Source organism: Metabacillus sp. GQ13 (genome assembly GCF_059758525.1).
This window is the reverse complement of sequence record NZ_JCAXET010000009.1, coordinates 196,518-220,672: the sequence shown is the minus strand read 5'-3', so window position 1 is coordinate 220,672 and position 24,155 is coordinate 196,518. Positions and strand designations below refer to the sequence as shown.

21 protein-coding genes and 1 riboswitch are annotated in these 24,155 nt (G+C 36.3%); of the genes, 4 read left to right on the top strand and 17 right to left on the bottom strand.

Annotated features, from left to right (window positions below):
• Nucleotides 1-40: 40 nt before the first annotated feature.
• From AC6CHR_RS13410 to AC6CHR_RS13400, 3 genes are all read right to left on the bottom strand, one after another.
• Nucleotides 41-1,240 (bottom strand): phosphoglycerate dehydrogenase, encoded by a 1,200-nt coding sequence (locus AC6CHR_RS13410; RefSeq protein WP_498249419.1) that lies wholly within the window; start codon nt 1,238-1,240, stop codon nt 41-43.
• Between the two features lie 121 nt (nt 1,241-1,361).
• Nucleotides 1,362-1,440: riboswitch (ZMP/ZTP riboswitch) on the bottom strand.
• Between the two features lie 370 nt (nt 1,441-1,810).
• A complete protein-coding gene (locus AC6CHR_RS13405) occupies nt 1,811-2,827 on the bottom strand; it encodes a hypothetical protein (RefSeq protein WP_498249418.1) in 1,017 nt (338 codons plus the stop codon).
• Nucleotides 2,828-2,879: 52 nt separating this feature from the next.
• A complete protein-coding gene (locus tag AC6CHR_RS13400; protein WP_498249417.1) occupies nt 2,880-3,905 on the bottom strand; it encodes a hypothetical protein in 1,026 nt (341 codons plus the stop codon).
• 286 nt (nt 3,906-4,191) lie between these two features.
• Here AC6CHR_RS13400 and AC6CHR_RS13395 point away from each other — a divergent pair, with 286 nt between their 5' ends.
• On the top strand, nt 4,192-4,755 hold the full coding sequence (locus AC6CHR_RS13395; protein ID WP_498249416.1) for a hypothetical protein: 564 nt from the start codon (nt 4,192-4,194) through the stop codon (nt 4,753-4,755).
• Nucleotides 4,756-5,343: 588 nt separating this feature from the next.
• Here the strand turns inward: AC6CHR_RS13395 and AC6CHR_RS13390 are convergent.
• The 7 genes from AC6CHR_RS13390 to AC6CHR_RS13360 all read right to left on the bottom strand — a co-directional run bounded on the left by AC6CHR_RS13390 (nt 5,344) and on the right by AC6CHR_RS13360 (nt 14,707).
• Nucleotides 5,344-6,420, bottom strand: a complete 1,077-nt coding sequence (locus AC6CHR_RS13390) for an alanine/ornithine racemase family PLP-dependent enzyme (protein ID WP_498249414.1) — start codon at nt 6,418-6,420, stop codon at nt 5,344-5,346.
• Nucleotides 6,417-7,505 carry an N-acetyltransferase DgcN family protein gene (locus AC6CHR_RS13385; protein ID WP_498249413.1) on the bottom strand — a complete coding sequence of 363 codons (1,089 nt, stop codon included), beginning with the start codon at nt 7,503-7,505 and terminating at the stop codon, nt 6,417-6,419. The genes AC6CHR_RS13390 and AC6CHR_RS13385 overlap by 4 nt, the downstream gene beginning before the upstream one ends.
• Nucleotides 7,506-7,947: 442 nt before the next feature.
• The gene (locus AC6CHR_RS13380) at nt 7,948-8,085 is read right to left on the bottom strand and encodes a hypothetical protein (RefSeq protein WP_498249412.1); all 138 of its coding nucleotides are present in this window, start codon (nt 8,083-8,085) and stop codon (nt 7,948-7,950) included.
• 177 nt (nt 8,086-8,262) lie between these two features.
• Entirely contained in the window at nt 8,263-9,981 is a 1,719-nt protein-coding gene (gene cysI / locus AC6CHR_RS13375; protein WP_498249411.1) for an assimilatory sulfite reductase (NADPH) hemoprotein subunit, read from the bottom strand.
• Between the two features lie 28 nt (nt 9,982-10,009).
• Nucleotides 10,010-11,836, bottom strand: a complete 1,827-nt coding sequence (locus AC6CHR_RS13370) for an assimilatory sulfite reductase (NADPH) flavoprotein subunit (protein ID WP_498249410.1) — start codon at nt 11,834-11,836, stop codon at nt 10,010-10,012.
• A 495-nt stretch (nt 11,837-12,331) separates the two neighbouring features.
• Nucleotides 12,332-13,309, bottom strand: coding sequence for a ring-cleaving dioxygenase (locus AC6CHR_RS13365; protein WP_498249409.1), 978 nt, complete (start codon nt 13,307-13,309; stop codon nt 12,332-12,334).
• 333 nt (nt 13,310-13,642) lie between these two features.
• Nucleotides 13,643-14,707 carry a permease gene (locus AC6CHR_RS13360; RefSeq protein WP_498249407.1) on the bottom strand — a complete coding sequence of 355 codons (1,065 nt, stop codon included), beginning with the start codon at nt 14,705-14,707 and terminating at the stop codon, nt 13,643-13,645.
• Nucleotides 14,708-14,907: 200 nt separating this feature from the next.
• On the opposite strand from AC6CHR_RS13360, the gene selD reads away from it, so the two are divergent.
• Nucleotides 14,908-15,957, top strand: coding sequence for a selenide, water dikinase SelD (gene selD / locus AC6CHR_RS13355; RefSeq protein WP_498249406.1), 1,050 nt, complete (start codon nt 14,908-14,910; stop codon nt 15,955-15,957).
• 132 nt (nt 15,958-16,089) lie between these two features.
• On the top strand, nt 16,090-17,127 hold the full coding sequence (gene mnmH, locus AC6CHR_RS13350) for a tRNA 2-selenouridine(34) synthase MnmH (protein ID WP_498249405.1): 1,038 nt from the start codon (nt 16,090-16,092) through the stop codon (nt 17,125-17,127).
• Between the two features lie 264 nt (nt 17,128-17,391).
• Here the strand turns inward: mnmH and AC6CHR_RS13345 are convergent, their stop codons facing one another.
• Nucleotides 17,392-17,856, bottom strand: coding sequence for a DinB family protein (locus AC6CHR_RS13345; protein ID WP_498249404.1), 465 nt, complete (start codon nt 17,854-17,856; stop codon nt 17,392-17,394).
• A gap of 24 nt (nt 17,857-17,880) precedes the next feature.
• Entirely contained in the window at nt 17,881-18,435 is a 555-nt protein-coding gene (locus AC6CHR_RS13340; RefSeq protein WP_498249403.1) for an HPP family protein, read from the bottom strand.
• A gap of 695 nt (nt 18,436-19,130) precedes the next feature.
• On the opposite strand from AC6CHR_RS13340, the gene AC6CHR_RS13335 reads away from it, so the two are divergent.
• The gene (locus AC6CHR_RS13335) at nt 19,131-19,874 is read left to right on the top strand and encodes an SDR family NAD(P)-dependent oxidoreductase (protein WP_498249402.1); all 744 of its coding nucleotides are present in this window, start codon (nt 19,131-19,133) and stop codon (nt 19,872-19,874) included.
• Between the two features lie 511 nt (nt 19,875-20,385).
• Here AC6CHR_RS13335 and AC6CHR_RS13330 read toward each other — a convergent pair.
• From AC6CHR_RS13330 to AC6CHR_RS13310, 5 genes are all read right to left on the bottom strand, one after another.
• Nucleotides 20,386-20,970, bottom strand: a complete 585-nt coding sequence (locus tag AC6CHR_RS13330; protein WP_498249401.1) for a CGNR zinc finger domain-containing protein — start codon at nt 20,968-20,970, stop codon at nt 20,386-20,388.
• Between the two features lie 365 nt (nt 20,971-21,335).
• Nucleotides 21,336-21,992 (bottom strand): ThuA domain-containing protein, encoded by a 657-nt coding sequence (locus AC6CHR_RS13325; RefSeq protein ID WP_498249400.1) that lies wholly within the window; start codon nt 21,990-21,992, stop codon nt 21,336-21,338.
• Between the two features lie 11 nt (nt 21,993-22,003).
• A complete protein-coding gene (locus tag AC6CHR_RS13320; protein WP_498249399.1) occupies nt 22,004-22,708 on the bottom strand; it encodes an SDR family oxidoreductase in 705 nt (234 codons plus the stop codon).
• A gap of 14 nt (nt 22,709-22,722) precedes the next feature.
• Nucleotides 22,723-23,178 (bottom strand): VOC family protein, encoded by a 456-nt coding sequence (locus tag AC6CHR_RS13315; protein ID WP_498249397.1) that lies wholly within the window; start codon nt 23,176-23,178, stop codon nt 22,723-22,725.
• A gap of 97 nt (nt 23,179-23,275) precedes the next feature.
• Nucleotides 23,276-24,154, bottom strand: a complete 879-nt coding sequence (locus AC6CHR_RS13310; protein ID WP_498249395.1) for a carbohydrate ABC transporter permease — start codon at nt 24,152-24,154, stop codon at nt 23,276-23,278.
• Nucleotide 24,155 lies beyond the last annotated feature (1 nt).

Sequence of the window (24,155 nt, the reverse complement as noted above, 5' to 3'; positions counted from 1 at the left end):
AGACTTAAATAACTATTATTCATTTGTTCCATTAACAGGTTTAAATAATCCTGGTTGTAACGACACCTTCAAAATGTTGAATTTTCCCTTCTAGAGCAGGAATGATATCAGCAGTCACTTCATTGTCAATGTCAATCATCGTATATGCATATTCTCCACGACTTCTGTTTACCATGTCAGCGATGTTCAAATTATAACCTGATACAGCTAGTGTGATTTGCCCAACCATGTTCGGAACGTTTTCATGGAAAGCAACCAAACGTCGTTTCCCCGTATAAGGTAGGGAAGCGTTTGGGAAATTCACTGAGTTTTTAATGTTTCCTGTTTCTAAAAATTCCTTTACTTGACGAGCAGCCATGATCGCACAGTTTTCCTCTGATTCTTGAGTAGAGGCACCAAGATGTGGAATTGGAACTGTGTTTTTCATTTTCAAGACATTTTCATTCGGGAAGTCTGTAATATACTTACCAACTTTTCCGCTTTCAAGTGCAGCTTCCATATCCGTTTCATTCACAAGTTCTCCTCGTGAAAAGTTAAAAATATGAACGCCTGGCTTCATGATATCAAAAGTTTCTTGGTTAAACATTCCTTTTGTTTCTTCAGTAAATGGAACATGTACAGTAATATAATCTGAATTAGCAAACAATTGCTCAATCGTCATAGCACGCTGTACGTTGCGTGATAAGTTCCAAGCTGTATTAACAGAAATGAACGGGTCAAAACCAATTACATCCATGTCCAAATCTAGTGCATCATTCGCAACTAGTGCACCAATTGCACCTAAACCAATTACACCTAGCGTTTTTCCTTTAATTTCTTTACCAACGAATTGTTTTTTACCTGCTTCTACAAGCTTCGGAATTTGTTCTCCTTGACCTTCTAACGTGTTTGTCCAAGCAACACCAGCAAAAAGATTACGAGATGAAGCAATTAATGTAGCAAGAATCATTTCTTTTACAGCATTGGCATTAGCACCAGGTGTATTAAAAACTACAATTCCTTGCTCTGTACATTTGTCAACTGGGATATTATTGACACCAGCACCAGCACGTGCGATCGCTTTTAAATCATTACCGAGTTCAAATGTGTGCATGTTAAAGCTACGAAGAACAATTGCATCAGGATTTTCACTGTCATTATCGATCTTAAATTTATCCTTAGTGAAAACATTTAGCCCGCTTTCTGCAATATTATTTAATGTTTTGATTGTGTTTATTCTTTCTGTAATTAATGTGCTCATGTTATTTGCTCCTCGTTATCTATATTTTTTACATTCCCTAAATTAATGAATTTCTTTATTAATTTAAAGACGTTATGACTTTCTATCCTAATAAACAGAAAGAGGTAAGGAATACTTCCCTTACCTCTGCCCAGGCGAACGGCTACGACACTATGTGCTCCCTCACGGTTATCCGCGTTTCGCCAGTTACACATAGTCATTAGATTGCTTTTATTTTATCAAATTATTAAGAAATCTTCAACATCAATTTTTAAGATTATACATATCCATTCATTTAAGATATCTATACCTTTAAATATCTTGTTTTAATCGTTTCATATTCTTAACAACCAGTTTGTAGTGCTAAACAATATATATAAGAAAGACTGTTCCCCTAAAAAATGTTATCTTGGTAATATGAACTTTTTTATGTACTTAGCTGCCCTTTTCGCATAATTAGCTTATAATTTCACCTAAAAAATACAACGATCGATTTTTTTAGCTTTGAAAGCAACATACTTTTGAAAAGCCATTAGAAAAAACCGATGGGACTCCCATCGGTTCTATTTCACACAAAACATTCTAATAAATCTATACTTCCACAACTTCCAAATCTTCACTAGTTTCTGTTGTTTCTTCTGTTGTTTCTTCTGTTGTTTCTTCGGTTGTTTCTTCGGTTGTTTCTTCGGTTGTTCCTTCGGTTGTTCCTTCTGTTGTTTCTTCTTCAACTGCTATCATTGCATGAACTGCAGAATTGACAGATGCATGTAATTTCGCTTTTTCACTTGCATTCTCATTCGCCTGTGAATTTTCTTTGTTTGTCACGGATTTACTTACTTTTACTGCTTCCTCAATAACTTCTGATAGCTCTTCTTCAATTGCTTCTGGTTTCACTTCTACAACAGGTTCAACTTTTACTTCTGATTGTCCTTCTTCTGTTGCTGCTTCTTCAACTACTACCTTTGCATGTATTGCAGAGTTGGCAGATGCATGTAACTTTGCTTTTTCATTAGAATTAACACTTGCATGTGAATTCACTTTGTTTGCTACAGATTTTTTTACTTCTATTACTTCTTCTATAACTTCTGTTTGCTTGTCTTCAACAGATTCTGATTTCACTTCTCTAACAGGCTCAACTTCTGCTTCTGTTGTTTCTTCATCAACTGCTATCGATGCATGTACTGCAGAGTTGGTAGATGCATGTAATTTCGCTTTTTCACTAGCATTTTCATTTGCTTGTGAATTTACTTTGTTTGCTACAGATTTTTTCACTTTTACTACTTCTTCTATAACTTCTGTTTGTTCTTCTTTAACTGGTTCTGGTTTCACTTCTACCTCAGGCTCAACTTCTGCTTTCGCTTGTACTGCAGAATTAATTGAAGCATTTGCTTTTGCACTCGCACTTGCATTTTCACTAGCATGAGCTTTTTCTTTATTTACTGATGTTTTTGTTTGTGCTGCAACTTTATTATTATCTGAGATTTTCACTGTATTAACTTCTTTTGGAGCACCTAGAGCTGCCTCACTTATATGCCCTCCTACAAAAACTCCAACTGAAATTACTCCTGCTAATACAAATGTTTTTACTGCAATCTTATTAATTTTCATTATATACCTCTCCTTTTTTAGTCGTTAGTACCATTTAATACTACATACACGTCTATAAAAAAGGAGTTGCTTGAGGTGGTTGCAAAGGAGGCGCATTAACCCATTGATTTCGATATGCAAATTCCCTAGAATCGAATGGTTGGAGTTGCTTTTGTTTCAAATAATTCTCCGCTTCTAGCAAATATTTATCAATGATGCTAGTTGTATTTTGCCCAAATCCTGTCCGATCCTTTGATGAACCTTCAGGAATTTTCGTGTTGTATGAGATGGGCACAACCATAATGTCACTTGGATATTTTCCCTTATTAGTAGGGATATCTTCTTTTTTCTCTACGATCTCAGGTTCTCCGTTCTGAGAATTCGATTCATTATTTGATGTCACGTTTTTATTATCTACTACCATTGCCTCAGAAGAATGAATCTCATTGTTATTAGGCTTTGTCTTCTGCTTTGAGAATTTTGGTTCTGGTACCTGACTTTTTTCAGGTAATACATTCTTAACAGCCTTGTTCTTCCCTACTTCATCTGATTTTTGTGCCTTTTCACTTGCTTGATCTGGTACCTTAACTGCCTTTTGTGCTTTTTCACTTGCTTGATCTGGTACCTTAACTGCCTTTTTGGCTTTTTCACTTGCTTGATCTGGTACCTTAACTGCCTTTTTGGCTTTTTCACTTGCTTGATCTGGTACCTTAACTGCCTTTTTGGCTTTTTCACTTGCTTGATCTGGTACCTTAACTACCTTTTTGGCTTTTTCACTTACTTGATCTGGTACCTTAACTGCCTTTTTGGCTTTTTCACTAACCAGTACTTGGATTGATTTCTCTATCTTTTTACTTGGCTGTGCTAAATTTTCTTTCTCAGTCTTTTTATTTGCATAATTTGAGACATTAATTTCTGACTTTGCTTTTGTAACTGGAGTAGAATTCTCGCTTTTCACAGATTTAACTATTTCAATTGCTTGACCATTTTGTGTACTTGGCTTTTGAGTTAATTCACTTTTCTCAGCGAATGCAGCAGTAGGGAACAAGATGACCGAACTTAAAATAACTCCTTTTAACAAGAGTCTCCATACGTGCATAATTTCACCACCTTTCTATGAAATAGTGCATGAATTATTTCGACTATACAATTCTTCATAATTCGACTTTTTGTGTCCGTATAGAGTAATAAGAGTATGAATCTTCTGTGATTATACCCATTTCTTATGACCTCACAAAAATTCATAGCAGTATAGAAGAAAAATGCTAGAAGTAGTATTAATAAGTGCTTGCCTATTTTCTCTAATAATCAGGTTGAGGTATAATCCTCACCTTTTTATACAAGCTAATTTAAAGAATGATTAAATAAGCAAAAGAAGGTGCCTTATGAAAAAACGTAGTTTTCAAATAATGATTATTTTAGCAATTTGCTTATCTGCTTGTTCCCAACAAAAAGAGGAACAAAAAAATATGACGATAGAAGAAACTAAAAAAGTAGATTTACAAAAAGGTGAGGAAATCGTGGGATATTTCAAAGAGACTAATCTCCCAATTACCGATACTAGAATGTATTCTGAAGAGGATGATCCAAATGAATTGTTAGGAAGACCAGGTGGGTACATAGGGAAAGTGGATTTCATAGATTCGAACGTCGTAAAAAAGATTGTAGATACTGAAACAAAAGAATACAGTTTATCGGAAGAGGAAATAAAAGAAACCATAAATAAAGAATTTGGTGTTGGAAATGGTGGTAGCTTTGAAGTTTTTAAAAATGAAGCTGATGCAAAAAAACGATTCGATTATGTTACGACAATTTCAAGTGAATTAGGTGGTGCTTTTGTTGAATATGGTTACCTAGAAAAGAATATATTTTTAAGGTTATCCAAAACTTTAACACCAACACAAGCGGCTGAATATGAAAAGGTTTTAAAGGAACTAGTAAAACAATAATAATTAGATACCCTTTACCTTTTGGATTATTTGTAAAGGAATGAATCCTAAAAAAGACCAACGTCAACTGAAAGCACGTTTGGTCTTTTACATAGTCCAAGAGCACGATGATAGGCTACATTCGAAAGATATACTTATGACGAAAACAGCTTTTACTTATTTACTGTCGGTTACTTATTAATCAGATATGCCTCTTGAATGGTTTCATTTAATTTCCTCTGAAATTTCTTCTAATGGACGATTACGATTGTTTAAGTACTGTAGTCAATTACTTTACCCTTTTTCCATATCTTTTGGATATGAGCCCTATATAAAACACGCTTCACAATAGTTTATTTATTAACATTACCAAATATATTATGTGATACCTCTAGAGCTGTAGTTGTTAGCCCCTATGCTAAATGTAAATGTACAGAAGCGTAGATGCCAATGCTGGAGCAATACCAAAAGCTTAAATTAGATGTATCTAAACACTGATCATTTCAGATCAACATTCTTATGAAAAATAAAAAAATCCAGCCATAAAAGACCGGAAACTAACTAGCTATCAATCACATTGTATAATTATTTACTTATTAATACTCTTGCTTAAATCACATCTTTATATTGTTTAAATACATAAGGCGAGGTCATAATCGAAAGAAGGGCACCATAATTTAAATTGAATGAAACCTCGTCTCCCACTATTAAATGATTCTTTTTCGCGTCAAGTACAGTATGATCACTACTTGATCCAATGATATCGATATCCAATAATGGGATCAGCCCAGAAACGAGTACGTCTTGACTCCCAACCCCAAGAATTACTCGACTCATTTGGCCACGGTCTTGAAATTGCGGAAAGACTCCAAAGGCATTCTGACCTATTTCCCCGTAGGGAATAGAAGGTTTGATTTTCGATTCGATTACCTCCGTGACAAAAGTAAAAGCATCTGTATATAATTCTGGAATCGCCACTCGATTTAAGGTTTCACGCCCTAAATAAATTGATTCTCCCAACCTTAAGTTGTTTACTCTACCTACACTATTAGTCTCCATAAACCAGTTATAATTCGCTGAATTACCACCTGATATATATGATAGTGGAAGTGAAAATTTCATTTCAACATCTCTGGCCAGAGTAGATAGAGCATTCATTTTTTGCTCATTTGGTTTCACGCCTCCAAAACAAGCAAAATTCACACCTAAACCTACAATTTCAATGCCTTTAAGTTTCAAGACGTCCTCAATAAAGGTATCTAGATTTGCGGGGATGATTCCTTCTCTTAAATCGCCCATTTCAATCATTAGGATAATTTTTTGTACTGTGTTTGCTCTCAGTGCTGCTTCGGATAATCTTTTGATAACAGACATCTCCGTATTCATACAAATGTCTGCATTTTTTATCACCGACTCAATCTCACTCAAAGCAGGTGACCTCAATAACACAAAATTCGCCTTGACTCCTGCTTCGCGCATTCTTTGTAGATTAACTAACTTTGAATCTGCGAGTATTTTGATCCCTTGATCTAGTAATATAGTTGCTATTTCTGGAGCTCCACAAACTGTTTTTGTAACGGCCATTAGTCCAATTTGTTTAGCACCATAAATACCAATTAGCTTCTTAGCATTATGGGCTATTTTAGCTAAGTTGATTTCGATCCGAGGTGTTATCTGCTGGGTCAAGTTAATAATACTTTAGTTTGTTTCGTTTTCAAGGTTGGATACGCATCGAAGATACTTTCGATTAGTTTGTCACACCCAAATTTTAATGCATCTGTTGTTGGAAGGTTTAGATCCTTTTCGTATTCTGAAATAGTGGTCACAAGCTCTTCATCAGTCATGTTTTCATGATTGATAGTAACCGCTATCACTTTTGATTTTGAGAAGCTTTCAATGAGGTCGATTTCACTTTTTACCGTTGGCATTTCCATATAACTGAAATCTCCTAAATGTTCTCGTTTTGGTGCATGTTGAATGATGACTGCTCCAGGTCTAGATCCCCTGATAATTCCACATGAACTTATATAGGCAGGATGGCTCAATGCTCCTTGCCCCTCAACGATAATAATATCAGGATTATCATTTTCATAAGCCTTCATGATTTGGTTTTCGATTTCTCCTGTCATAAATTGCGATGGAATTGCATCAATAGCTACCCCGTATTTTGCCCCCTGTATTAACCCTGTTTGGCCAGTTGCAATAAAAGCGACATTTAAGCCCTTTTCTAGTAATGCATCTTCAAGTAAAACTGAAGTTGTTCGTTTACCAATTGCACTATCAGTACCAAGTACTGCTACAACTGGTGTATCGATACTTAGAATACGACCCGAGAATAAATGCATATCTTTTTTATTTGCAGGCTTTCTTATATCAGTAATCGTTACCTTATTTTGTTTAGCATGTTTGGTAAATTCTTCATCATCTGTAAAGAATTCGTGAAGAGGATTAACAATACTCATCCCATGTTCCATCGCTTTAAATAAGAGATTTCGTTCATCCTCTTTTAGGAATGCCTCAGATGGAGCTATTCCATAAATGAATTGATCAGGAGTACTTGTTAACGACTCTAATGCATGATTGAGGTTTCTGAATATAGGTATACTATTTTTCACTCCTGAAAGATGTTCACCAGCATCCATCCCAACCTTTGTACTATCTATCACTCCGACAATTTCAAATTTTCTAGAGCTTCTAACCAGCCCATTAGCTGTCTTTCCATCCATCGTTCCAAAATTATTCTCACAATACACAAGTGCTTTTTCTTTCATAAGGCTTTTCCTCCCAAAATCTATTTTCATTACCCGTATCTCTGAGTAAAAGAGATTCACATTTTGGTCAAGGAAATAGACACCTGCCCATATAGAAAGAAGCCTATAAGTCATTCAATGTAATTTTATTAGAATAAACGAAATATTCGTACGTACTTCCTAGTATAGCACAGTATAGGAAATTCTATGACAAAGCCCGATATAAGAATCGAGAATCAGGTGAAATTGTAAAGGATAATGAACCAAAAGCAGCCTTCTACTTTAGCAAAAATAAATGATTTATTCTCTTGTTGTTTACGGTTTGGTTGTTGTTTTTCGAACTTACAAGACTAATAGAAACAAGCGTTTTAAAACATTTATAAGATAGGTCTTCAAGGCCAGTGAGCCTTGAAGTACCTCTTCATTAAATGAACGACCATTACAAACATTGAAAAGAAACAATCTAAAAGAAATTCTTAACGTTCTCTACAGTTTCATTGCATTCTGTACAATGAGTAAAAACAGACAGTATATCCTCTGTAATAAGATGGTCTGTTTCCTTTTTGCACCGATCACAATACTGTATTTCATGAACTTCCATCAAATCACTCCATTCTTTATTAGTGTGAATGACCTTTTATTACCATACCCACATCTTTATAAAATAAGTAAAGAAAAACATCGAGTGTTTTTCTCAATACTAAAATTTTATTATTTCTTAACGACAAAAAGGAGAGACAAGGAAACGATCCCTTATTCTCTCCAGTCCACCAATCAATTATTCATGAAAATTCATACCATCCGTCGTTGCATTTATTACTCCTGCTCGTATGACGAAATCACCAAAGTGTTCGCCTTCTTGACGTTCCTTAGCATAGCGTGAAAGAAGGATACTTAATTCGTTTAAAATTTCTTCTTCACCAATGTTTTCGCGGAACATTTTGTTTAGGCGACTGCCGTCAAATGCTGCGCCAAGATACATATTGTATTTACCAACAGCTTTTCCGATAAAGGCGATTTCACCAAGTGCCGGACGAGCACAACCGTTAGGACAGCCTGTCATACGAATCGTGATCTCTTCATCTCGTAGGCCATTTTCATCGATAATGGTTTCGATCTTACCAAGCAGTTCAGGCAAATAGCGTTCTGCTTCTGCCATAGCCAATCCACATGTAGGAAGAGCAACACATGTCATTGAACTACGGCGGAGTGCTGAATAATGCTCGCCATCTGTAAGTCCGTACTGTTCAATTAGTTCAATGATTTTTTTCTTTTTATTCGCAGATACGTTAGCAATGATGATATTTTGGTTTGCAGTAAGACGAATATCTCCAGTGTGAACCTTAGCGATTTCACGCAAGCCAGTCATCAGCTTATAGTCATCAAAATCGGCAATCCGTCCGTTTTGGACAAACATTGTAAAATGCCATCTACCTTTAACGCCTTTTTCCCAACCGTAGCGGTCGCCATTATGATCAAAATGGTATGGCTTTGCTTCCTCAAGATTCCAGCCGAGACGATCTTCTAGCTCTGCCTTGACCGTTTCTAATCCTAAGCGGTCAACTGTGTACTTAAACCGTGCATTTTTACGAGCAGAACGGTTACCGTAGTCACGTTGAATTGTAATGACCTTTTCAGCTACATCATAAATTTGTTCTGGTTTACAGAAGCCGATTACTTTAGCAAGCTGTGGATATGTTGCTTTGTCACCGTGAGACATCCCCATACCACCACCAATTGCTACGTTAAAACCGATAAGCTTATCTTCTTCAATAACCGCAATTAGGCCAAGGTCCTGAGAAAAAACGTCAATGTCATTTGAAGGTGGAACCGCAATCCCAATCTTGAATTTCCGCGGCAAGTAAAGCGGACCATACATTGGTTCAACTTCTTCCACTTCAGGTGATCCGATCACTTTTTCTTCATCTAACCAAAGTTCATGGTACGCTCTTGTACGTGGTAATAAATCATCACTCAAGCGTTTCGACCATTCATATACTTCAGCATGGATCTCAGATTGATATGGATTTGGATTACACATCACATTACGATTCACATCACCACAAGCAGCAATTGTATCCAATAAAGATGCATGAATTTCTTGAATTGTTTTTTTCATATTCCACTTTAAAATACCGTGCATTTGAAATGTCTGACGTGTCGTCAGTTTTAAGGTGCCATTTCCATATTTATGGGCTAGCTCATCCAGAGCTAACCATTGATCTGGTGTAGCTACACCACCAGGCATACGAACTCGCAGCATGAATTGATACGCTGGTTCAAGTTTTTGTTTTTGGCGCTCATTACGGAGATCACGATCATCCTGTAGGTAGCTACCATGAAATTTCATCAGACGATTATCATCATCAGAAATTCCTGAACTGATTGGCTCAAGCATTGATTCCGCCAGTGTTCCACGCAATAATTTACTTTCTTCTTTAATGCGTTCCACATCGCTTGGTTTGCCGTCTGGCGCTTTTAATAATTGGTTCACCATGTTTTTAAAAACTCCTTTCATTCAAAAATCAGTATACATCTCGTTGATAACGCTTTTGCTGTTGCATGTCTGCAAGATAGTCTTTCGCATCTTCAGTAGTCATATTTCCTTCTTTTTCAATAATGGATAATAATGTATGATGGACATCATGTGCCATGTTTTTCTCGTCCCCACATATATAAACAACTGCACCTTTTTGAAGCCATTCAAACAATTCCTTACTATGCTCGAGCATACGGTTTTGAACATACACTTTTTGCTCAGTATCACGTGAAAATGCAACATCCATTTTTGTAAGCTCGCCATCTTTTATAAACTTTTGCCATTCTGTTTGGTAAAGGAAATCCGTCATGAAGTGCTGATCACCAAAGAACAACCATGATTTCCCTTCTGCGCCTAGTTCCTCTCGTTCCTGGATAAACGATCTAAAAGGTGCTATTCCTGTCCCTGGTCCAACCATAATGATTGGAGTATCTGGGTTCTGTGGTAATTTAAAGTTTTGATTATGTTGAATATAAACTGGCAATGTATCACCAGGTTGTAGACGCTCCGCACATAAAATCGAGCATACACCATTCCGCTTACGGCCATGTGTTTCGTAACGAACAGCACCAATTGTTAAATGCACCTCATCCGGATTAGCTGATAGGCTACTCGCAATTGAGTAGAGACGAGCTGGCATTTTTCGAAGAATGCTGATAAATTCTTGCACTGATACTCCCCACGGTCCAAAGTCATGAACCAAATCAAGCAAATCATGTCCATCAAGATAAGCCTTGAGTTTATCTTCATGACCTGGTGATAAAAGCTCACGTAGCTCATCATTGGTTGAAAGCTGTCCTGCTTTCTCAAGAAGTGGTTTTGTTAAAACGGTAATTTCAAAGTGAGTGCTGAGCGCTTCCTTAAGCGTCCGAACATCTCCCTGTTTATTAATTGTTACAATTTCTTCTGGGTCCCATTTCATTTCCTCAAGTAGCATATCAACAAGGGTTGGGTCGTTTTCTGGATAGATACCAAGACTGTCACCTGGTTCATATGTAATTCCAGAACCTTCTAGTGATATCTCAAGGTGACGTGTTTCTTTATTTGAGCCACGACCATTTAAATTTAAGTTCTCAAGTACTTCTGCTTGAAAAGGATTTGTTCTAGAATAGGTACTCACACCAGCCTGAGTTGCTGCTGGGGTAGATACTGAACTTGCAGCATCTGTTCCTTGTGCTTCAGTTAAGCCACTAAGAACTCCTTCAAGCCATTCAGCTGCTGGCTCATCAAAGTCAAGATCGCAGTCGACACGAGCATTAATTCGTGTTCCGCCAAGCTCTTCAAGGCGTTGGTCAAATTCTTTACCTGTCTGACAGAAAAATTCATACGAACTGTCTCCAAGTGATAAAACGGAAAACTGGAAATTCTCAAGCTTTGGAGCACGTCTGCCATGAAGAAACTCATGAAATGACAAGGCATTATCCGGAGGATCTCCTTCTCCATGTGTACTTACAATAATGAGCAGATTTTGAATCTTCTTCAAATTATTTGGTTTAAAATCATTCATCGACGAAACGGTTACGTTAAAACCGCTTCCCTCTAATGTTTTTCCTGCATTGTCAGCAAGACTCTGTGCGTTACCTGTCTGAGATCCATAAAGAATCGTCACATCTTTTGAAATGACTTGCTCGATGCTCCCGACAGCGTCTGCTACAGGTGCTTCTAATGTTGCTGCTACAGATGTAGACTGGGATGTAGCGGCTAAATAACCACTAAGCCAGACTTTTTGTGCTTCTGTTAAGGTTGGCAAAAGACGGTTTAGGAGCTCTGCCTGCTCCTGATTAAACGGACTGTTCATTACCTGAAGTTGCAACTAATATCCACCTCACAAAGGAATATAAACTAATCGTACGTCATTTTATTTATTATGACTAGTTTCAACAATTCTTGCATTCACCTTTCAGTGAAAAAAATGATTAATATAATCATAGTTTCACTATTCCTATAAGTCAAGTGGGTTTTAAGATATCTCCCCTGAGTATAGCTTGTTTTTTAACCTGATTTAATGGTATGAATAGTTTATTTTATCTATCGTAAAACACATTGCATATCTTCAATTGTTATTTTGTGTTCATTCCAAAACTAAATTAAAATTAAAATTGATACAATGCAGGCGCCTTCCTATCATAAGAAGGCGCCTGCATTGTATCGTATAGATTTTGGATATTTAAGAAAAGCTCAAGCGCCTAGGGTTGCCCCGACACGCATAAGCCAGTAATGGGTTTGCTTTTCCCCTAGAGAGGCTAAGCGCTCGAGCTAGACACAAAACTAAGTACAAACCTTTCATACCTCTCAAAAATACCCTTCCCTATTCTTTACTAAATTCTATTGTGCTTCTCACTGTATTAATTGGGCGCACTAACTTTTCAATTTGTTCCCTTTTTGGTTCTAAGAAAGGCGGTAAGGATAATTTTTCTCCTAGTGTCTCATATGGTTCATCACCCATAAAACCTGGACCATCTGTTGCAAATTCAAATAAAATCTGTGGGGCAACATTTGAATATAAAGATTCAAAGAAATGCCGATCCACATAACCAGATGTTGGGAATTGGAATTTTTGCAAACGTTCGATCCACTCCTCTAAAACAGCACGATTCTCTACACGGAATGCAGCATGATGAACCGTTCCAAAACCTTGACGAGCTTGCGGAAGTACCACATTATGTTCAACAACGATCTGCGCACCATTTCCTCCTTCTCCAACTTCGAAAAGATGAAATGAACCCTCACTGTCTATTTCTTTAAATAATAAAACCTTTTCCAGCATCTCTTTAAAATAATCAAAATTTGCAATTCGAACAAATATTGGACCTAAACCAGTAATCGCAAATTCAAGAGGGACAGGTCCTTTTTTCCAAGGTGTACCAGCATCAACCCCAACGTTTCCTTGATCTGATATCAGTTGATATGCTTGGTCGTCAAAATCAACAAAAGACAATGACTTTTTGCCAAATTGTTCTTTGATTCCAGTATGACTGATCTTTAGGCGCTCAAAACGTTTGACCCAATAATCAAGTGCTGCATCAGTAGGCACACGAAAAGATGTTTTTGAGATTTCATTTGTGCCATGCTCGCCTTTTGGTATGTTTGGAAAATCAAAGAAAGTCATATCTGTCCCTGCATTTCCTATGTCATCAGCAAAGAATAAGTGATAGGTTTGAATATCATCCTGGTTAACCGTTTTTTTCACTAATCGCATACCTAATACATATGTGAAAAATTGATAGTTTTTTTCTGCACTACTAGTGATAGCTGTTACATGGTGTATTCCTTTTAATTCATTCACTTCTATTCCTCCATTTAAAACATATTTGTTACTTACTATGTTCTATTTAACTATTTTCAATAAACAGGTTTATGTGATTTTTGTATTTAATAGTTCATTATAGTCTTAATTAAAGTATCTTTAATTCAAGATATCATATTAAAAAAATTGTGTCAATCATCGTCGCATACTTATTCTACTTTCTCTTTTCTTTTATTCTACACACAATACAATTAAGTCTTTCTACTATATCGGTGTCACTAAACTCCCCTACAGTTATGATCATTTTCAACAAAAAAAACAAAAAACTCAAAGCGCTAGAGATAAGGCGCTTTGAGTAAATGTTTTTTTATATTAGAGGATCAGCATTCCAACCAATCCACTTGCAATTCCGAGAACAATGACCGATGCTACAACAAAAGTGAGAACCCTCTTAGGAAATGATTTAGAAACCATTAATAATGAAGGCAAACTAATAGCAGGTAATGTAATTAAAAGTGCTGCAGCAGGTCCACCACCAAGTCCTAACATCATAAATGTTTGGATAATTGGAATCTCAGCAGCAGTAGGAATAACAAAGAGCATCCCCGCAATTGCGAATAAGATGATCACCAGCAAACTATTTGCTTGAGCGTCACTTATCTGTGGAAATAACCAGACACGCCCAGCTCCTAATAGCAGAACTGATAGAACGTATGCGGGAACAATATAAAGCAACATATTCAAAATACTTTTTAACCATCTTGAAGCTAAGCTTCCAGTTGGTTCAACTTTCTCAACAATCTGATCAATATCAATGGGTTTTACATCTTTGACAAAGCGATTAGCCAGATAACTAACACCAAATGTTAAAATTAGTCCAAAGACAAGACGGATCAATGTAAATTCCCATGATAAAACAAACGTCATAAACACAAGTGTTGCCGGATTAATTGTTGGATTACCAATCCAAAATGCTAATGCTGCTCCGACGTTGACATTTTTTTTACGAAGTCCAACAGCCATTGGTGCTGCACAACAGGTACACATCATTCCTGGTACAGAAGCCAAACCAGCGATAGCTGTACTTCCAAATGATGATTTTCCAAATATTTTAAGAAGCCATTGTGTTGGCAATAATACTTGTATTAAAGAACCTAGAAGAATACCTAAGATTGCGGCTTTCCAAATAGATAAAAAGTAAACCTCTGCATACTCCAATGCAGCTTTCCATGACGGTGTTCCAGTGATTGCTTGATCTCCTAATATGGAAGAGCCAATTGAATGTGTATTTGCAGCAGCTATAACTTTATGAAAATAAGGCCACCATTTCACATAAAGTAAACCAGCCGCAGCTATAAAAAGAAAGGTAGCAATGAGCCAGATTGTTTTTCGATTTATTGTATGTTTATGATCAATTGTTGTATTTAATTGTGCCATGGTAACCTCCTGTCTAATCATTTGTTTTTTATGATGACAAAATATTATATCACACAAAATGAATTAAATAGGAAATCCCCTAGTCTAAATTAGCATATAGTTACTAGTTTTTCCAAAACCTTTGAATCCGTGAATAAGCTTTTATTGACATGGTGATTTATAATAAAACTATTCTATAAAAATAGGAAGGTTGTTTTCTAATGACTGATATAAATACTGTGAAACTTACATCATTATCTTCAAAGGGTGGCTGCGGTTGTAAAATTGGCCCAGCAGACTTAAAACAGGTTTTACAAAACCTTCCTGCTGCCATTCCAAATCCTAGCCTGCTTGTCGGTCTAGATACTAGTGACGATGCTGGTGTTTATCGTTTAAATGATGAATTGGCCCTGGTTCAAACTGTTGATTTCTTCACTCCGATTGTAGATGATCCCTATTCTTTTGGACAAGTTGCCGCGGCAAATGCGATTAGTGATATTTATGCGATGGGTGGTAAACCTTTAACAGCACTAAATATTGTTGCCTTCCCGATTTCTACTTTGGATAAGCAAATTTTAACAGATATTTTACGCGGTGCAGGTGATAAACTGAAAGAGGCTGGTGCAACTCTTGTTGGAGGTCATTCCATTGAGGATAAAGAGCCAAAGTTCGGACTTGCCGTTACTGGGCTCGTACACCCTGACAAAGTACGTACCAATGCTGGAGCAAAACCAGGTGATAAACTAATTTTAACGAAACCAATCGGAGTAGGTATCTCAACAACCTCCATTAAACGTGATTTATTATCACCTGAGGAAATTGCTCGCGTGACAAATGTTATGGCCACATTAAATAAAACTGCAGCCGAAAAAATGGAACCTTATGCTGTCCATGCTTGTACAGATGTTACTGGTTTCGGATTACTTGGTCACGCCTCAGAAATGGCTAAAGGCAGTAATACAGGATTGAATATTTTTAAAGATCAAGTTCCAACGTTACCAAGAGTCAGAGAGTTAGCTGAAGCAGGTGCTGTACCTGGTGGAACAAAGAATAATTTTGCTCACCTTCAAGGAGATGTTACATTCCAAGAAGATATGGATCAAATCGATCAATGGATTTTGTGTGATGCCGTTACTTCTGGTGGATTACTAATTTCTCTAGCTAGTGAAGAAGCAAATGCATTGCTTTCTGAACTGTTAGAAGCTGGAGTGGAAGCAGCGATCATTGGAGAAGTAACACAAGAAAACCCAGGACATATCGTTGTACGATAGGTCTCATTATCATATCGGGTAGATGGTACAACCTCTACCCTTCTTATCCATTTAACAACTTTTTTTACAACATCCACTTACTCTATTTCAAACTACATCAACATTTTTTACATGCAGAAAGGTGGAAACATTGTGTTCCAGGATATATCAGTTGAAGATCTACTTTCACTAAAAGAAAAAGGTGAGCTAAAGGTCATTGATGTGCGCTCACCATCCGAGTTTAAAGAAGCCACCATTCCTGGGAGTATGAACATTCCATTTTTCAATGATGAAGAACGTGCAGAAGTCGGAACAATTTATAAACAAGTTAGTGCTGAAGCTGCGAAGGAACGTGGGCTTGAAATTGTTTCTGCTAAATTACCGGCTTTCATCAAGGGATTTTCCAAGATCGAGGGGGAAAAAGCCGTTTTTTGCTGGCGCGGAGGAATGCGTAGTCGAACATCAGCTACCGTTCTTTCATTAATGGGAATTAAAGCGTTTCGGTTAGATGGCGGCTACCGTTCATATCGTAATTGGGTAGTAGACGAACTAAATACAATTGATTTAAAACCAGAAGTTCTTGTTTTGAATGGATACACAGGATCTGGGAAAACCACAATCCTCCGCCAACTAGATGAAGAGGGACTATCTGTAATTGATCTCGAAGGATTGGCTAATCATAGAGGTTCGATCTTTGGACAAATTGGCTTGGAGCCTAATAACCAAAAGAAGTTTGATGCTTTGCTCGTTGAAAGCATTAAGCGTATCCAGCATTCACCCTATGTCCTACTTGAAGGTGAGAGCAAAAGAATTGGAAAGGTTACTATCCCTGATTTCGTTCTCGAAAAAAAGGGGCAAGGACGACAATTATTTATTGAAATGCCAATCGAAGAAAGAATTAAGCATATTTTAGAAGATTACCAGCCATGGGATCACGAAGAAGAATGTCAATTAGCATTCTCAAGAATAAAGAGACGGATCCATACACCGATTGCCAATCAAATCGAGGCTGATTTAGAATCCGGAAACTATACCTCTGCAATAGGCTTACTGCTTGAATATTATTACGATCCATTATATGACCATACAGCAGACCAATATACTGAAGATCAGAAGATTTTAATAAAAGTAAATAATACTAGTGAAGCAGTTGAATTCATTCGTAATCATCTTAATATTAAGCAAATGTAGGATTAGATAACCAGAGTTTCCTTAAAATGAGGAGATTTCTGGGTTTTTTAGGTTGAGGAATAATCCCATCAACTTTAGCAGCAATTGATCTCTAATAGACTAGTTAGTAATCCACCCTCATAATAAAGGGCTGCTTTCTCACATTGATTGTTGCATGTCAAACATAGTTCTATTCCAATTTAAACTATGAAAAAAACTCACTACAAAAAGCACCCCTAAGGATGCTTTTGCCTATATGATTACTAGTTATTTGCATGATAAACCTTACAATACACGTTCGATTGATTTAATCGCATCGAAATGCATACCTTCATGATATAAACAAAAGCTTAGAAATTCTTCAACTGTTGATAATGTTAGCCCCTTAGACGTTGTATATGGTTGTTCCACTGTTTCTTTGATTCGAGCTCCCAACACATCTTCAATCCTTGTCGTCTGATTTTCGAGCAAATGAATTAACTCATCGACCGATGGTACGTTTTCTCCCCAATCCTCTGGCTTCGATCCAGGACTAAATAATTCGATAAAATGATCAGGAATCTTTATTTCTTCTCCAATGAAAGAAAAGGCGAACTTCTCTTGAACGACATATATATGCCCTAAATTCCATTTAATATTGTTATTGAATCCCCTTAGTATATATTGTGACTTTTCATCATTAATTCCTTTCACATGGTTAATTGTATTATCACGAACAAATCTTAATTGTTTAAACAGAAAATTGCCCATATTATTTCTCCTCCTAATTGTTTTTCATACCCAAAATGTAGGGTATTTTCGTTTACTACGCAAATTATTAATAATCAACGCTAAAATAACTATGATGACTGAGCCAATTAGAACTGGCGTTACTAAGTAGCTCCAACTGTACGCGCCAAACATAATAACAATTGGATCCGCCCCTGCTGGTGGATGAGTTGTTTTTGTGATCATCATACATGCAATCGCTAAGCCGACTGCTATCCCAATAGCCCAAGGTGCATCACCAACTAATTGAAATGTAGCTAATCCAATAAATGTAGAAACAAAATGCCCACCAATAATATTCCTCGGTTGTGATAAAGGTGCGTTCCATGCACCAAATACCAAAACACAACTTGCACCAAAAGGAGCCATTAACCACGCAGCTTCTGTCATATTCGTTAAAAATACTAAAGCAAAAATTGTTAAAGATCCTCCAATAAACGCAGTTAGCATATCCTTTACATTTATTTGAAGTGGACTTCTCCCATCTCCTTTCATTTTAGATAAAAATTGAAGGTATCCTAAATTTGTTACCACTTTTTTTGCCTTTGCAATACGATCCATTATTTACCTCCTTATACGTTACTTTACATCAAATGAACTAACCTGTAAATATAATATTAAAGGGTTAGTTTTAAAATTCATAAAATAGACCTCAATGCAATTTGTATTAACAATGTGACGCTACTGATATCTTGCCAAATGGTGTAGAGCATGTTTATTCAATTAGAATTTTTCTTTAAGGCTCTTTTCTAAAAGTTTGTTGCTCTAGTACGAATAAAAATCGGCTTTTGGATTTTTATTATCTAAATTGAAGCGATCTCCAGTGGGATATCAGTGTCATTTAACGAAAAGAGCACGAAGATAGGCTGAATACGTAAAGATTTACTTATTACGAAAAACAACAATCTTTGCGAAAATAGCCCTCTTTTAAAAAGGAATATTGCAATATCGAAGTGGAGGTTTATATAAAAATAGATGGAGAGAAAGACTGTTATGTTTCAGTTTGAACTATCTAGTGCTATATAGTTATTTGAAGTTATATTTATGCTTCATGATTTTGAAGAGATTTAAACAAAAGTATCCATTATACAATAATAAAATCATTTGGACCTTGTGATATTTATCATGGGGTTTTTTTCTTTTCAAAATTGAACATACTTCTTAAAGAGGTTAATTGACAATCAAAAAATGGGACTAAAACGTAATAGATCCATCGTTTTCATATGTTTCTGTCTTTAAGAGGAGGAATTTAATTGATGAGTAATTTAAACGGTAAAGTGTCGATCGTAACGGGTGGTGCTTCTGGAATCGGATTGGCGACTGTGAAAGCATTTCTTGAAAAAGGCGTTAAAGTTGTTATTGCTGATTTTAATGAGCAAGCCGGCAGAGAAGTTGAGAAGGAGTTGAAGGCGAAAAACAAGGATGTACTATTTGTTAAGGTAGATGTAGCAAATGAACAGTCAGTTGAGAGCCTAGTTGCCGAGACGGTTAATGTGTTTGGTAAAGTAGACATACTAATTAACAATGCTGGGGTTGGAGTCCTTGCATCAACTCACGAACTTTCTTTTGAAGATTATAATAGAGTGATTTCTATTAACCAAAACGGTGTATTTTTTGGAGCTAAATATGCGATTCGCGAATTTTTAAGGAATGGTGGCGGGTCTATCGTAAACACCGCTTCAATCCTAGGACATGTCGGAGAGGCTGGCGCTTTTGCATACAACGCAAGCAAGGGAGCTGTGAATATTTTGACGAAATCGTTGGCACTTGAGTATGCTAATAAGAATATTAGAGTAAATGCAGTTTGCCCTGGCTATGTAGAATCAGGAATGGTTAATAAAGAAGCGTTAGGAGAGTTTTATGAGGGATTAGTTGCAAGACATCCTATTGGTAGACTTGGAAAAGCGGACGAAATAGCTCATGCGATTGTCTTCTTAAGTGAAAATGAATTTGTTACTGGAAGCTCACTATTGATTGATGGTGGGTATACTGCCCAATAATAAATATACACTACCAAGGTATTCTAACGTGTTCGGTTTTGAAGGACAAAGTGTCAATTAGTATCAGAACTCACAATACAATTAGGTAATTAAAAATGCTCAGAGATTTAATGGTTTGAGCATTTTTTAATATATTGGCTCGGTAATCTAAAGCACCCGTTCTTACTAATATAAGGTTAGCCAGATATTTCTGGTTGACCTTTTCTATATGGTCTTATTATAACGATAGTCGGTGTAAAATGTTGCACCCGGAGGGATCCAATTCCATTAGCTATACTATTTACCCCCTCTTATTTGTATAAACATGTTTCAGGCTGGTTGGGATAAAAAGAACCCGTTTAACAGCGAATCTATGACATTCCAAGGAGCCTTAAGGGATACCTACTAATAGTTGATTTTTTGGAGGCGATAAATGTAATAATATAGTAAATGCCCTGGACATATCTTGCGCTTTTTTGTTTGTTTGTTGAAAGTCAGTTTATAATGAGGTGTTATTTGTTGGTTAGTTTCCTTATGCCTCATCAGATGAACGTTTTTGAAAACGAGCTACCTTTTTTCGATTCCCGCATATTTTCATGGAACACCACTTTCGTCTTCCACTTTGATCTATAAATAATAGGACACAGTCAAGATTTGAACATCGTTTGAGGTGGGCCATCTTATTTTCTCCAATTAATGTTATCGCGTTAAAAGCAATCAACGAAATAAGCATATCTTCTATTTCACCAACAGGAATCGAAATTAATGTTTGATTGATTATTTTATAAGTAAAAGGTGCCTTTGCGATCTTTTCTTCTAAGAAAGCGATAAACAGATCTGGGATTGGCTTACCTTCAGCTACTAATTCAAAATTAGTTCTTAAAACATAACGTAGATCAAGTATTGACGTTACTACTCGCTCGATTCTTTCTTCTGCCTTTAACAATAATAAATCATTCCAAAGAGTATTTTCCTCTTTGACAACATGAAGCCAGTCCAGCACATCCTTTTCTGAAAGTAACAAATTCTCACGCTGCCCTCGTCTTACTAGCTCTGTATTCACTAAATCAAGCGAGAGATTACCTGATACCAGTGGAAATTTATTCGTTTCATTCATAAATGATGTCTCCATTTCGTTATTAATTTCTAACCGTTTATTTTCTATTTTAAGGTTATCTAATTATTATACCTTAATGATAAATTCTAGCTATCCTACCATCTGAAAATTCCTTTAAACGAATTTCTTTTTATTATAAAAAAGTCATCATCAAATAGAGAAAAGCACCCTCTAAGGATGCTTTTCCTATAAACTTATATATATTTTTACACATCTGGACGAGTTCAAATTATGACTGAATAAGTTCTTATGCTTCAATTAATTCAACAACTCTCAAGTAGCTTAATGGAAATTTCTTCATTTATCGCCCATGAAACAAATCAGGGTTAGCACATTTTTACTAGGATCAAAATCAAACTCTTTCTTTAACATGGATGCTTCAGGTTACATCCTAGTTTTATACTAGTAACTAGTAACTTTATAAGTGATGGATGCAATAGTCCTTCTTTAAGATGCGCTGGAGTAAGACAAATGACTCTACCTTTGCCGAATGTGTGCTCCCAGCCAGCAGTTGACGAACCAGCTACTGATTCGGATCGTAAAAAAACATTGGTATTTTCTTCATCACACGAAACAAAATAATGTTCATCCAGGAATTCAAACTTCTCATTTGAATGAATTATACTTGAACCAGATGCTGAGTATGTAACTACTCGATGTTCAACAGGGTGATGCTCGAAATATCCATGAAGCATAGCGGTATAATCTGTAAACTTCTCGTATGATGCGAGTCCAGAATGCCATGCAAGCCAACCGCCACCATCGTTTACATAGTCTCGAATTGCTTTGACAGCATGACCATCCATCCACGTACTCACTTTAGCATCCTCTGGATTAAGTCGGTTTTCTGCAAAAAGAACGACTAAATCTGGTTTAGATTTTAAGCTTTCTACTAGATGACTTACAGTTGTATATTCCAAATCAACCCGATCTATCTCCTGAATCGCCAATTCAAAAGATTGTTTGGCAAGCGCTTCATCATGATAAAAATCTCCTAAAATAGCTAAAACTTTTTTTGTCATTTTTTTCACCTCTAGATAATCATTGGTTTGCCTTTATGATCAATAAAGACATATTTACTAGTCACTTCAACTTTCCGTTCTATGATCTTAAATATGTTGCTTGCCGTATCGCTAGGATCTGTCGGTGCCTTTTCTCCACCCATATCCGTTTTCATCCAACCAGGATGAATCGCAAAGACATTAATATCTTTTTCCTTTAAATAAACATTCAGTTTCTCTGAAAGCATATTTAGGGCAACCTTTGACATACCATAAGGATAGTCAGGATTATATGCATTCGTAATGCTACCTGCTTCAGATGAAATATTAATGATAGACTGATTCTCACCTTGCATTAATAGTGGCAAAAAGTGCTTAATGATTCGAATTGGTCCTAATGTGTTAATATCAAACGATCTCATGACTTCATCAAGATCAAGGTCCTCAATGTTCTTGTCTCTTTGCAAAAGAATTCCTGCATTATTAATGATGACATCTACTTTTTCATCTTTTTCCTTTAAAAATTGGACTGCACCACTAATTGTACTTTCTTCTGCAACATCTATTTCTATCATTGAAAGTTTATCTTGATATTCTTCCTTAAGCATAAGTAGTGACTGAGTCGTTTCAGGTGTTTTATCCCTAACACCTGCAAACATCTTATGCCCCTTCTCTAGTCCTATTTTCGTTAAATAATAACCTAAGCCTCTATTTGCACCTGTAAGTAAGATATTCATAGATCCACTCCTCTTTACTTGTCATTTTCCAATAACTCGAATATAACTTTTAAATCTTTAAATGTATCTAAATAGGCATATCTTCCACCTGTATACTCACCTTTTTGAACCAATGGCATGCCCCCGGCTTCCATCACTTTCACCTTTTCTTTTAATCCATCTACTACAAAGGCAATGTGCTGAACACCTTCTCCGTTTTCTTCCAAAAATTCTCTCCACGTACTAGGATTTTCATCCGGCTGAATCAGTTCTAGTTGCAGTGAACCCATATCAAAAAATGCTAGTTTTGCCCTTGCCTCTGAAGATTCTCCCCTGAATTCAGTTTGAGCTACTTCTAAACCATCAGTCCATGAAGCTTGTGGCTTTTCAATACCAAAAAAGTCTGCATACGCTTGTGATGTTTTTTCAATATCTCTAACAATAATTCCAATTTGAGTAATTACATTTGTTCCCAATACATTCTTTATCATGATTACATCTCCTTTTAAAAAATCGTATTATTTTAGTATCAAATATTCATCTTACTAATGATTTCACCACTTGATTAAAACGCTTACTTTTCTAAAGTTAATTTTCAAAACCCCATTTTTTGGATAGCTTAAAGAAAAACGCTGTAATGGTTAGTGCGATTACTAATAAGACCCAGGCCATTGCAGAAGCATAACCCATTTTGAAGTATTGGAATGCATTTTGGTATAAATATAAAGCGTAGAAGGTCGTTGAACCATCAGGCCCTCCATTTGTTATGATGAATGCTTCAGCAAAGGACTGGAAAACACCAATTGTTCCAGTAATCACATTAAACAAGATCGCTGGTCGAAGCATTGGTAGCGTAATATGAATGACCTTTTGAAAAGGACCAGCTCCGTCAATTGATGCAGCTTCATATAAGGATTGAGGGATATCACTTAATCCAGCTAAGTAAATGAGGATCATATTTCCAGACATCCAGGTGGCCATTAGAACGAACGCTGGCTTCGACCAAGTAGGACTAGCAAACCAGCCAGGCCCTTCAATACCCACTAATCCTAAAATTGAGTTCACCACACCAGAGTCTGGTTGCAAAATCCAAACCCATAGAATCGATAAAACAACAAATGGTACCAGTGTTGGGATGAAAAAGACAATTCGAAAGAAAGACATGCCTTTTATATTTTTATTGTTTAACATGATTGAGATAAAGATAGCTACAATGGTTGTAAATGTTAAACCAATAAAGATCATAAACAAAGTGTTTGACAATACCTTATAAAAAAGATTATCTTCGAAAAAAAGTTTCTTGTAGTTATCTAATCCAACAAAATTTGGTTCAGCAATTAAATTATAATCTGTTAAAGAATAGTAGAAAGAACTTATAAGCGGAAATGCGGTAAACAAGATAAAACCAACAATCCATGGCGAGATGAAAAGTAATCCATTCCTTAAATTTCTTTTTTTAGTATTCATA